At 46.4% G+C, this 11,800-nt stretch carries 13 protein-coding genes; 9 read left to right on the forward strand and 4 right to left on the reverse strand.

Translation table 11 applies throughout. The annotated features are described in order from the left end of the window. Window positions 1-10: 10 nt before the first annotated feature. The gene (locus tag AB6805_RS17950) at window positions 11-1,897 is read left to right on the forward strand and encodes a CocE/NonD family hydrolase (RefSeq protein ID WP_370910824.1); all 1,887 of its coding nucleotides are present in this window, start codon (window positions 11-13) and stop codon (window positions 1,895-1,897) included. Here AB6805_RS17950 and AB6805_RS17955 read toward each other — a convergent pair whose 3' ends face one another. Continuing rightward, window positions 1,898-2,314 (reverse strand): hypothetical protein, encoded by a 417-nt coding sequence (locus AB6805_RS17955; protein ID WP_370910825.1) that lies wholly within the window; start codon window positions 2,312-2,314, stop codon window positions 1,898-1,900. It abuts the gene before it with no gap. A 278-nt stretch (window positions 2,315-2,592) separates the two neighbouring features. On the opposite strand from AB6805_RS17955, the gene AB6805_RS17960 reads away from it, so the two are divergent. Further along, complete coding sequence (locus AB6805_RS17960; RefSeq protein WP_370910826.1) at window positions 2,593-3,204, forward strand: hypothetical protein; 612 nt, start codon at window positions 2,593-2,595, stop codon at window positions 3,202-3,204. Window positions 3,205-3,207: 3 nt separating this feature from the next. Here AB6805_RS17960 and AB6805_RS17965 read toward each other — a convergent pair whose 3' ends face one another. Together AB6805_RS17965 and AB6805_RS17970 are read right to left on the reverse strand one after the other, a co-directional pair. Beyond that, window positions 3,208-3,678: a MarR family winged helix-turn-helix transcriptional regulator gene (locus tag AB6805_RS17965; protein ID WP_370910827.1), complete on the reverse strand. Its 471-nt coding sequence runs from the start codon at window positions 3,676-3,678 to the stop codon at window positions 3,208-3,210. Beyond that, entirely contained in the window at window positions 3,675-4,181 is a 507-nt protein-coding gene (locus AB6805_RS17970; protein ID WP_370910828.1) for a GNAT family N-acetyltransferase, read from the reverse strand. Before AB6805_RS17970 ends, AB6805_RS17965 begins: the two co-directional genes overlap by 4 nt. Before the next feature lie 218 nt (window positions 4,182-4,399). On the opposite strand from AB6805_RS17970, the gene AB6805_RS17975 reads away from it, so the two are divergent. Both AB6805_RS17975 and AB6805_RS17980 read left to right on the forward strand, forming a co-directional pair. Continuing rightward, window positions 4,400-5,230: an SDR family NAD(P)-dependent oxidoreductase gene (locus AB6805_RS17975; RefSeq protein ID WP_370910829.1), complete on the forward strand. Its 831-nt coding sequence runs from the start codon at window positions 4,400-4,402 to the stop codon at window positions 5,228-5,230. A gap of 58 nt (window positions 5,231-5,288) precedes the next feature. Beyond that, window positions 5,289-6,209, forward strand: coding sequence for a helix-turn-helix domain-containing protein (locus AB6805_RS17980; protein ID WP_370910830.1), 921 nt, complete (start codon window positions 5,289-5,291; stop codon window positions 6,207-6,209). 331 nt (window positions 6,210-6,540) lie between these two features. On the opposite strand, the gene AB6805_RS17985 is transcribed toward AB6805_RS17980, so the two are convergent. Next, on the reverse strand, window positions 6,541-8,406 hold the full coding sequence (locus AB6805_RS17985; protein WP_370910831.1) for a hypothetical protein: 1,866 nt from the start codon (window positions 8,404-8,406) through the stop codon (window positions 6,541-6,543). Window positions 8,407-8,636: 230 nt separating this feature from the next. Between AB6805_RS17985 and AB6805_RS17990 the strand changes: the two genes are divergently transcribed. The 5 genes from AB6805_RS17990 to AB6805_RS18010 all read left to right on the forward strand — a co-directional run bounded on the left by AB6805_RS17990 (window position 8,637) and on the right by AB6805_RS18010 (window position 11,749). After that, window positions 8,637-8,960, forward strand: coding sequence for a DUF4870 domain-containing protein (locus AB6805_RS17990; RefSeq protein ID WP_370910832.1), 324 nt, complete (start codon window positions 8,637-8,639; stop codon window positions 8,958-8,960). Between the two features lie 155 nt (window positions 8,961-9,115). Continuing rightward, window positions 9,116-10,069 (forward strand): SPFH domain-containing protein, encoded by a 954-nt coding sequence (locus tag AB6805_RS17995; protein WP_370910833.1) that lies wholly within the window; start codon window positions 9,116-9,118, stop codon window positions 10,067-10,069. 19 nt (window positions 10,070-10,088) lie between these two features. Next, window positions 10,089-10,334 (forward strand): hypothetical protein, encoded by a 246-nt coding sequence (locus tag AB6805_RS18000; RefSeq protein ID WP_370910834.1) that lies wholly within the window; start codon window positions 10,089-10,091, stop codon window positions 10,332-10,334. A 3-nt stretch (window positions 10,335-10,337) separates the two neighbouring features. Next, window positions 10,338-11,168 (forward strand): hypothetical protein, encoded by an 831-nt coding sequence (locus AB6805_RS18005; protein WP_370910835.1) that lies wholly within the window; start codon window positions 10,338-10,340, stop codon window positions 11,166-11,168. A gap of 11 nt (window positions 11,169-11,179) precedes the next feature. Beyond that, entirely contained in the window at window positions 11,180-11,749 is a 570-nt protein-coding gene (locus AB6805_RS18010) for a DUF6620 family protein (protein WP_370910836.1), read from the forward strand. Window positions 11,750-11,800 lie beyond the last annotated feature (51 nt).

Genomic DNA, 11,800 nt, shown 5'->3' on the forward strand with positions numbered 1-11,800 from the left:
AAAGAGCAGGATGAAGCGATTTGTTTTTATGTTGCTGGGAGCACTTGCCGTGCTCCCGGCCGGGGCTCAGCATGCCGGAGACTCCGTATGGGTAAAGGAACATTATTATAAAGAAGAGCGGCAGATCCGCATGCGGGATGGCGTGCATCTTTTCACCGCTATTTATATTCCAAAAGACAGCAGTGAAAAGCATCCTGTTTTGATCACGCGCACACCTTATTCTGCCGCGCCTTATGGAGTGGCGTTTACGCCTAATCTCTGGAATACTTACTGGAAAAGCTATGCAGAAGAAAAGTATATCATCGTGATCCAGGATGTCCGTGGCCGCTGGATGAGTGAAGGACAGTTTAAAGATATCCGTCCTTTTATCCCCGGGAAGAAAGGGCATGAAATTGATGAAGCCAGCGATACATACGATACCATCGACTGGCTGCTGGAAAATGTGCCTGGCAATAATGGTAAAGTGGGCGCCCTGGGCATTTCTTATCCCGGCTTTTATACTACTATGGCGGCATTGAGCGGGCACCCGGCATTGAAGGCGGTGAGTCCGCAGGCGCCGGTAACCGACTGGTTTCACGGCGATGATTTTCATCACAACGGCGCTTTTTTCCTGATGGATTGCTTTGGTTTTTATACCAAAGGCTTTGGCTATCCGCATCCGGCGCCCGTATCCACAGCGCCGGTGCAGGCGTTGAAGCTACCCTGTGCCGATAACTATAATACTTTTCTGAAGATAGGGACCATCAGGAATTTTACCCGGCTCACCGGCGATAGCCTTGCTTTCTGGAAAGAACTCATCGCGCATCCGCAATACGACGGATGGTGGAAGGAACGCGACCCGCGGAATTATGTAGCGCAGATAAAGCCGGCAGTGCTGGTAGTAGGCGGATTATTTGATGCAGAAGATTGTTATGGCGCGTGGAATTTATATAAGGCGATAGAGCAACAAAACTCGGCCACCCATTTCAATAAGCTGGTGATGGGACCGTGGTATCATGGACAGTGGGCGGGCAACGATGGTACGCGCCTGGGGCATGTTCAGTTTGGGAGTAATACGGCAACCTGGTACCAGGAGCAGATAGAAGTACCTTTCTTTAATTATTATCTCAAAGGAAAAGGAAATCTGTCAGATCTCGCAGAGGCGAATATCTTTTTCAGCGGGGAAAACAAATGGCATCAGTTTAGCAAATGGCCGCCGGTGGCAACAGAAAAAGAAATCTATTTACAGCAGGATGGCGGGTTGTCGTGGCAGAACGGGAGTACCGGCTTTAGCGAGTATGTAAGTGATCCGGCGCATCCCGTGCCCTATACGCAGGATGTGCATTACATCCGTACAAGGGATTATATGACCGATGACCAGCGTTTTGCATCGCGCCGTGCGGATGTGCTGACTTTTGAAACGGATACGCTTACGGATAACCTGACTATCGGAGGTCCTGTAACCGTTGATCTTCGTGTAAGCATAACCGGTAGTGATGCAGATTTTGTGGTAAAGGTGATAGATGTGTTCCCGGATGATTTCCGCTATGCGGATACGCCGCCGCCAAATAAAACCCGTGATGCCGGCGGGCCTTATCCGCTGGGTGGTTACCAGATGCTGGTACGGGGCGATATATTCCGCGGCCGTTTCCGGGAGAGTTTTGAGAAGCCCGTGCCTTTTATTCCGGGCAAAGTAACGCAGGTGAAGTTCCAGTTGCCGGACGTAGCGCATACTTTTCAGAAAGGCCACCGGCTGATGATCCAGGTGCAAAGCAGCTGGTTTCCTTTAGCAGACCGCAATCCACAGCAGTTCATCAATATTTATGAAGCAACAGAAAAGGATTTTATAAAGGAAACCATCCGTATTTATCATGATGAGGCGCATCCTTCCGGCATTATATTGCCGGTGCTGAAATGACTATATGCGGCGGAAGTAGATTTCAAGTTTCATCTGCCGTTTTTTATTTTTAAAGACTTCTTCATCTTCCCGGAAGATGACCAGTTCCTCAGGGTTCATGGTCCGGATTTTAAAGGTGATGCCATAGCCGCCGCCTTCCTGGAGCGTGAGTTCTTTGGTGCGGCGATCGAGCGTATAGGCTTCGTACCGCTGGCCGCCGTCTTCCAGCATGCCGTTATCTTTAAAAACCATTACGTCGTTGGGACTGAAACTGGAATCTGTTTTATCAAAGGTTTTTTTGCCGTCTTCTACACAGCTCATCACCGATTTTACGGGTTGCCAGCGGCCGGTGATTTTCCCGTTTGTTTGGTTGGGCTTTGCATTGCTGCAGGCCAGGGAGAGAAAACAGCTCACTATAAGCGAGTATATACTATTCATATTCCGTATCTTTAAATATCAACAAATTGTTCCCCATGCGTATAGATCGCTCTACGGCAATGGCGGTGTTTACAATTACTAAGGTGTTGACAGTTGTGGGATTCGTGCTCTTAATGAAGAGTAAATATGGTCAAAAGAGGCGCTTCTCTGTGGCATCGTTTTCAAGGCCCGAAATGCATTGTCCGTACTTTTACACCTCAAAGGTAGTGTAATATAAAATTGGCACAAGTTTTTTACCCGAATACTTACATTATTATTTTACAGTAAATTTTAAGGTTATGGCAGATAACATTGCGGCGCCATTTATTCCGGCGCAGTATACGGGCGAGGCTACCACAACTGCTGAGGTAAAAACACTGGTTCATGAAGCGGCGGCGCAGGAATTCTTTAAAACGGCGGTTGCGCGGCTGCTGGACGTAAATCATTGGGCCACACTGAGCGGCAGTATGTCGTCGGGGTTCCAGTTAACGGATCTGGCCGGGAAACCGGCGGAGGGCAGCGCGGAAACAGGGATGTATATACGGATTGATATTCCCGGACCAGGCACCAATGCAGGGAAAGGGTTCGACTGGGTAAAGATTGAGCAGAAGGAGCATGTGGTGCTTAATGAGCACCAGGAAGTATTTTTTATCAGGGCCCGTCCGTCGGAGCACCCTATCCAGAAAAGTGCGGGCATTGCGCATTTTCTGCGCAAGGAAGCCAGCAGTTCCTTTGTGTTGGTACGTAATGGTGCGGAAATAACTGCCACTGTATACGGACGTAATGAGGTGCCGAATACACAAACCAATGACCTGGGCGATAAGCTCCGTAATGCAGTGGTAGGCGCCACCGGCGCCATTGGTATATCAAAGTTGCAGTGGAAAGCCCTGGTGAACGGCTTACTGGCGTAAGCTTTACAGTTGCTGTACCCTGTCAAAAAAACTAAACGATTTCATTTGTTGCTCTACCTCCTCAATGGCCTTCATCAGGTTATTTCTTGTATCTGTCAGCGCAGTAAGGGCCACCACCATTTTATTCCATACGGGTTGCATATCAGTAATAAGCGCTTTTCCTTTTTCTGTAAGCAGGATAAGCCGCTTCCGTTCATCTGTTTTGTCTTTTTTGGATCGGATCAGCTTTTGCTTTTCCAGTTCCTTTAACAGGCTGATAGTAGAAGGGTGGGAGTACCCGATTTCCACGGCTATTTCCACCACGCTGAGCACCGGTTTCAGGTGCAACGTATAGATAACGGGGAACCACTTGGGCTCAAAGTCGATCCCGTTGGCCTTATAAATCTGTAACCCGTCTTTCCGCAACTGATCACTGAGTCGCTGTAACCTGGTAGAAATAGCCAGTATCCCTGATTCATCAATTACATTTGTCATGCTGCTCCGTCATTAATGTGTAAGTGATAAAATACATTGTCTGCATTCATCAGGGGAAAATACGATGGTAAATCCGTTTTTTTTATTTCTTTAAAGTGATTGCGTTCATAGAAGCGGCGGGCCGCAGCGAGTTTGTCGACCGTGCCCAGGTACAGATCCGTTATCTGCACGGATTTGCTATAGGCAACCAGTTCCTCCAGCAGTTGTTGTGCAATGCCATATTCCTTCCCGCGGAACTCCTTTTTTACAAACATTTTCCGGATGGCCCCTGCGCGGTGCCCGATGCTTATCAGGGCAATAGTGCCGGCCAGTTCTTCCTGTATAAATCCTCCCCAGAACCCGCCGCCGGTGCGGTGGTAGTTGGTGTCAATGTCTTGCAGGTCCGGCTGGTCTTCCAGCGTAACAGGCACATTGAACTCCTTTTGCTGGATAGGCAGGATGATGTCAATTATTTCCTGGCAATATTCGTTGTGAATTGGTCTTATAACAGGTACTGTACTCATTTGTATTAATTTATAGTACAAAACTACGTAGTTGACTACATAAATAAAAATATTTTTTATCCGGTGCATAAACAGGACGTGTAGCTGCACCTTAAGGGTAATTATATCAAATCCGCAATTAGACTACAAAAGTCCTCAATTAGGCTACGTACGGCCAGCGGCATCACCTGAACTTTGCTTCATCAAAAATTAAAAGATCAATAAAAATGGGAAACGACATGAATAGTAAAGTTTGGTTCATCACCGGCGCTTCGCGTGGTTTTGGACGCATTTGGGCAGAAGCAGCCCTGGAGCGTGGCGATAAAGTGGCGGCAACGGCACGTAACATCGACAGCTTAGCCGGACTCAAAGAAAAATATGGCGAACAGGTATTAACCCTTGCATTGGACGTGACGAAGCCCGGTCAGGCCAAATCAGCCATAGACGAGGCGCATGCATATTTCGGGAGATTGGATATTGTGCTGAATAATGCCGGTTATTCGCTGGTAGGCACTATTGAAGAAGCGAGTGCGGAAGATATCAAGGCGATGTATGAAACCAACGTTTTTGGGGCCGTTGCGGTTATCCAGGCGGCATTACCGCTGCTCCGGCAGCAGGGTGGCGGACATATCCTCGGTACTTCCAGCAACCTGGGGCATGTGGTACTGCCGGTAATCGGATACTACTGCTCAACGAAATGGGCCTTTGAGGCCATCCATGAAAGTCTTGCTGCTGAAGTCAAGGACTTTGGGATCAAAGTGACCATTATTGAACCAGGGGCTTACGCTACGGAATTTGGCAGCCAGGAATCGCTGAAATTCGCTGCCGGTATGGAGATTTACTCGGACTTTAAAAACCAGTTTTTTGGAAAATTAAGAGACCTGGAAAGAGGGGATCCGAATGCCACGCCGCAAGCGCTTTTCCAGGTGGTGGATACAGAAAACCCGCCATTGCGCTTCCACCTGGGCAGTCACAACCTGCCGTGGGTACGTAGCGCGTATGAGGAACGCCTGGCGCTTTGGGAAAACTGGGATCCCATTTCCAGTTCAGCCCAGGGAATAGCTAAATAATAACCGGTCATAACCGGTAATCAAAATGGTTACCGGTTATGATTATATTTGTAGGGAGATGAAAAAAGAAGAAAAAAGCGTGCATAAATTTGAGACACTGGCAGATGCCCACCGGGCCTTTGGCATGCCTCAGCCAAAGCATCCATTGATCAGTTTGATCAACGGAGCGCCTTCCTGGTCGGTACTGCCGCAACCAGCGCAGCATCATGTACTGGGATTTTATAAAATTTCCTACAAGCCCAAACTTGCCGGCAAATTAAAATATGGCCAGGGGTATTATGATTTCGATGAAGGAGGTTTGCTGTTCGCTTCGCCCGGCCAGGTGTTGGGGGGCGGGGAAAATGACGGACCCGTATGTTCTGAATATACTCTGCTGATCCATCCGGATTTCTTTTTGGGTTATCCAATAGCCAAAAAGATCAGTCAATATGGGTTCTTCTCTTATACAGCCAACGAAACGCTGCATCTTTCTGAAAGTGAGAAAGACACGATCATTTCTATTTTCAGGATTATGGAAGAAGAACTGAACAGCCGGATAGATGACTTCAGCCAGGATGTGGTGATATCCCAGATTGAGTTGTTGCTGAATTACGCCAACCGTTTCTATAAGCGCCAGTTTATTACGCGGAAGGTGGTCAGTCATGATCTGCTGCAACGACTGGACGACCTGCTGACAGATTACTTTGGCAATGAGCATTCTTTAAGCAATGGTATCCCTACCGTTCATTATCTTGCCGATAACCTGCATTTATCACCCAGCTATTTAAGCGATATGCTGCGTGCACTCACAGGCCAAAACGCGCAGCAGCACATCCATGATAAGCTGATTGAAAAAGCGAAGGAAAAGCTTTCCACCACTACGTTATCGGTGAGTGAAGTTGCTTATGCCCTGGGTTTCGAACATCCGCAGTCGTTCAGTAAGCTGTTTAAAACCAAAACCAAGCTGTCGCCGCTTGAATTCAGGCGGTCTTTTAACTGAGTAATAACCGGAGCTGTCATATTTTGTTTTTTATTTAACTGAGAGGATACTTCTGGGTTACTTCTCTGATACATCTCTGATACTTCTCAGTTACTTAGGAGTAGCGTATGTGTCGTACTCCCCATATAGTCCCCATACAGTCCCCATACAGTCCCCATACACTTCCCATACACTCCTGATACACTTCCCATACACTCCCAATACACTATGTCTCGTCCTAATATAGCTATACAGGTGAAGAAATAATCCTGATATTGCTTTACAGTTTGTCGTGTAAATCCTGAAAAAGGTTTACACTTTTGTCAGATAATCCTGTTTAAAGTTTACAATATTAACTTCCCAATGCCTGCAGAAAAGCATTCAGGTCATCTTCTTTGTCCAGTCCCAGCTTTTGTTTGATCCTGTAGCGGCTCATTCTAACGCTTTTGGCTTCAATATTCATTAGCTGGGCAATTTGCCGGGTATCCATTTTAAGATAAAGGTAGGCGCAAAGTTTCAGATCGAGCAGGGTGAGTTTCTTTTGTGCCTTATCATTGATCAGGTGAAAGAAATCGGGGTGTATCTGTTGGATCTGGACTTTTGCATGTTCAAAATCGTTATCGATCACCATTTCTTCCTTGAGGATTTTCTGCATGTTTACGGCGTCGCCTTCCGTTAATTTGTCTTTGATGTTCAGCAATGTTTGATGCTTATGTTCGAGGTGAAGCACATTGGCCATTACTTCTTTTTTGAGTTGCTGTTGCCGGGTTGCCAGTAGCTGCTGCTCGGCCCTGAGCCTGGCGTGTTCTTCTTTTTCCAGCTTCACCTGCATTTCCGACTCTTGTTTTTCCAATTGCAGCTGCTTTTCCCGCTGCATGGAGTAACGTAACCTGAAATGATACGACCGGAACATGAATACCAGTCCAAGCAGCGAGGCAAGCGCAATGCAGGCATACAGATAGTTTTGCATGGTTCGGCTCTTCTCGCGTTCTTTCAGGATCTGCATTTCGTTGTTCTTCTTTTCCGTTTCATATTGTATTTCCAGCTTTTGGGTATTGAGCGCCTGTTGCTGATTGAAAACTTTATTGTTATATAACGTGGCCTCTTTCTGAAACTCCAGGGCTTTGCGATAGTTGCCCTTTTGTTCATAAAAATTGGACAGCGACTGCACCACATTGATCATGGTATAATAGGAATGGCTGTTAGCCGTTTTCATGACCTGGTAGGCTTCCAACAGGTAATTTTCGGCCTGTGCTTCATTGCCTTCCCGCCGGGCATATTCGCTGAGGATGCCCAGGCTGCTGGCGACCACCTCTTCACTGTTGGCAGCATCTTTTAATACCGTTCGGGCGATACCTGCATAGTGAACGGCTTGTGCTTTGGCCCTCGCATCCTCTGCAGGGAAGTATTTCAGGTAGCTGTTGGCAATATTTATACAGGCAATGGCATAGGGATTAGCGGCCACCCTACCAGGGTATTGCTGGTAGAGCGTTTCCGTTTTACCCAGGTAATACAGCACACTGTCGAGCTCCTGGCGGTTTTTGGTAGCATTGAATTTGTATTCATGGGCTACCGACAGGGCAGTATAACAATTGCTCAGGAGATTGAAATCATTTGCCTTGAGCGCATTATCAGTAGCCTGGCGGGCATAGGTACTTACCTTTTCTTCGTTGTTCCAACCCGAATTAACCACATAAAGCTGGTAATATATTTTGGCCGCCATATAAGGGTCGGGCGCCTTATCCAATTGCCGGAGGCCCAGCTGGCAATACTTCACCACCTCGTCTGATTTATCCAGTGTTTTATACAACAGTGCATGGATATAAAAGGCATACGCCATCGCCACCGGGTTATTGGCCTGTTGCGCGCTGGTGAATACAGAATCAACGGTTTGTTTCAGCTCACCATACTGTTGTGTATTGAGCTTAATATTTGCCAGCATCGCGTAAGCTTTGGTGGCCTCAAGATAATTTTGATGCCGGAGTGAAAGAACAACGCTTTGCCTGGCCGTAGCCATGGCCAGGGAATAGTTTTTATTGGCCCGGTATATTTCAGCCAGTTGGTTGAGTAAAGGGGGCTTTTCCTTTTCATTGAACTTGGGATCGGCGGTTAGAGCTTGTAAACTATCCGGCAACGGCGCCTGTGCAGATACAAAAGATGACCACCCGCAAATACAGATCAACATACAAACAAATGGCAGATATGGTAATGACTTCATGCGGTTAAATTACTATAAATCGGTAATAGTCATTATGAAAAGATCATTAAAGTTATGAATATCTGTATTTGTAAGATGATCATAGTAAATGATTTGAAAATGTTGTAGACATATTGTAGACGTCCATTTTTACATGGGTAGTCGTTTTGTAGGATACCGGGATGCCTGATTAAGAAACATTCACCACACATTTGCACAGGCAATAACGCCAACGAAAAAACCTTGAACCCATGAACAGCAAAACATTATCTATTTTATCATATGTAACCCTGATCGGTTGGCTGATTGCTTACTTCTCCGGTAAAGAGAAAACCGACAGCCTGCTGAGGTACCACCTGAAGCAGTCGTTAGGACTTGCCATTGTGAGCATCCTGCTCAATATTGCGTTGAGCGTTGTAGCACACCTGGTGCCGGCTTTATCTTTCCTTGGCCTGATCGGGTATGTGATCCTTATATTCTGGGTATTGGGAATTATCAATGCAGCCAACCAGGCAGAAAAACCTGTCCCGGTATTTGGTAAAGTATTCGAGAACAAATTTTCTTTTATCAATTAGCCTGGCATTAACGTTTTCTATTGTTTGTTGGCCCCTTTATTGTTTTAGTTGATCGCATTAATTTTGAACAATAACTCAACCAAAGAGCGTCACCGGTTGAGGAATTGAAACCATGTTATTTACGGCCCTGGCGCCTATATTAAAAACCTTGCAGGATGGGATTACCTTTTATTGAAATCATTGAATCTGTAACACCGGATCCTAATGCATTAATGTGGAAGTTTGCAGATGCCGATAAGGAAATTAAGGATGGTGCAGTACTCACCGTAAGGGAAAGTCAACATGCCCTTTTCCTGAATGAAGGACAGCTGGCAGATGTATTTCCTGCCGGAAAGCACATCCTGAAAACCGAAAATATCCCTATACTTACAAGGCTCCGGGGCTGGAAATACGGTTTTGAAAGTCCCATTAAAGCAGACATTTATTTTTTTAACACCCATCAGTTTGTTAACCTCAAATGGGGTACCCCTGCACCTGTATTGATGAAGGATGCCACCTTTGGCCAGGTGCGTGTAAGAGCTTTTGGTACGTACAATATTCGTATTACAGATGTATCCAGGTTCTTTAAAGAATACGCCGGTACCTGGCCGCGACTGGGCATCACAGAGCTGGAGTTGCAGCTGCGTGATTTTATTGCCCCCAAATTTGCCGAGGTACTTGCGCTGGCACAAATTTCAGTGGTAGATGCTGCAGGTAATATCTCCGGTTTAAATGAAAAAATTCAGCCCCTCATTCAGCCGTATTTTACGGACTTCGGCCTGGAAATTACCCGCTTCACCATTACCAGTATCACATTGCCGGAAGAAGTCCTTAAACAATACGACAAAGTTACCGGTATGAATATGGTAACGGACATGAACAAATTTTCACAGTATAGCATCGCCAATGCGATGGACAAAGATCATTCGGATATAGGAGATGGCGCCAGGCAGGCGGTAACCATGGGCATGATCACCAATATGGTTACCCAGGGAGCGATGCAGCCTAAGCCCGCCCAGGCAACAGATATTACCGAAAGACTTAAACAACTGAAAACGCTCTTCGATGCACAGCTGATTACCGAACAGGAATATGCTGCTAAAAAAGAAGAACTCCTGAAATTACTCTAACCTTCAACTTACAGGTATTATGGGAGAGGAAAAGAAACGGATACAAGCCTACCTGGAACAGCTCAAAAAGAAGGTAGAGACCCAGGAAAATTATGGCGGCGAAATAACAAACGAAGCAGCTAAAATGGATATTCGTGATTGCCCCGAATGCGGGGCCGGGCGCGCGTATCATAAGGGACTCACTGCCTGCGCTTATTGTGGTTTTATATTCATGGATACCAAACTAACGGATGGCGTGAATATCAGGAAGGAAAATAATTCATAAATCATGTTCAATTTATTCAATAAGAAATATGAGAACGCTGCCCTGCTCGATGAAATAAAGACCCGGCAGGAGAGATGGTTTGTTTTCCTGGATAAGCTGGAAGCCCGCATGGTGGAGATGAACAACGCCGCAGTGCCGGAACTCCGGAAAGTTTTCCAACAGGATACCGATCCTTATAAGCGTGCGCATATTCATATGCTTTCCGGGCTGATCGGACAAATTAACCAGATGCGGAATAAGGCGAATGAGATCCGGGAAGATAATATTGTTGCTTTTGTGTATGAAGCGGAAGCATCGCTGCCCTCCATTATCTCCAGGGTGGGGAGTGAATATCGTGGTAAGCTGCATACTTTCAGGATGGCTTGCCTGAACCGGCATTTTGTTTTTGAAGAGAAAATAAATTATGCTATTAGCCTGCTGCAGGGCGCTGCCGGAGAACAGGACCTGGAATCAGCTTACCAGGAAGAATTGGCAGCATTTGAACGGATACGTGATAAGTTCAGCTGCAGGCAATGTGGCGGCAATATCACTATTCCCAGGATGTTCTTTATCGATACTTATATCACCTGCCCGTTTTGCCAGTCGCAGAATACCTTTAGCCCATCCACCGGGGCTCGTATGGTATTGCATCAGGCCCGTAGCCTGGCAGAACAGCGAACAGCCCATTTGCTCCGGAGCTATGAAGCGGCTACGCCAAAGAATCCGGATCTGTACCGTCGCTACCTGCGCGCCATGTTTGATGAATGGAATAAGATAGTACCCGATATGGTGACGGAGAATGAGAAATTTTATGAGCGTTTAATGAATGAATACACGATTAATCATCATCTTTAAATAGAAACATTATGTCTGGCAATCCATTATTAGAACCCATTCACGGAATTACTTTAGAAGATTACGGCGCTGCCTGCGCAAGACTCGGCAGCGGATTAAGTGAAGACGACGTCGCAAAGGCTTTAGGCGTGGAATTACCCGTTTGGCAGGAAGCAAACCTGCTTTGGCCCGAGCGGATGAAACAGGACGCCACCTTTCACATTGTTACCCTCTTCGGCCAATACTTTGGTCAGGCTGATCAGCATCCGAAATTCAGCAGCGTAAAGGCGGCTCCTTCACCGCAGGGTGCAGGCAATATCGAAAAAATTAAGCAGGATAAAGACTTCTACCAGGAACTGGAGGTTGCCAGGCAGGTAGCGTATGATTATGGCCTGGATGGTGCCCAATGGATCGTTGACAATTACGGTATTCCCATTGGGGATTTCCAGATTGCCGCGTCCTTATGGAATGACCAGATTCACCGGGATATCCAGGCGGATTATGCCGGGTATAATCAACGGCAGGCGGCTTACCAGGCAAAGTACCAGCAATTGTTTGCTGAAAAGCAGGGAGGCAACGTAGCGGATGATATTGAGTTTTAAAGATATTTTTTTGTAACACTCCAAAGAAAAGAAAGGCTGTATCATATTTTG

Source organism: Chitinophaga sp. RCC_12 (assembly GCF_041360695.1).
Taxonomy (GTDB): Bacteria; Bacteroidota; Bacteroidia; order Chitinophagales; family Chitinophagaceae; genus Chitinophaga.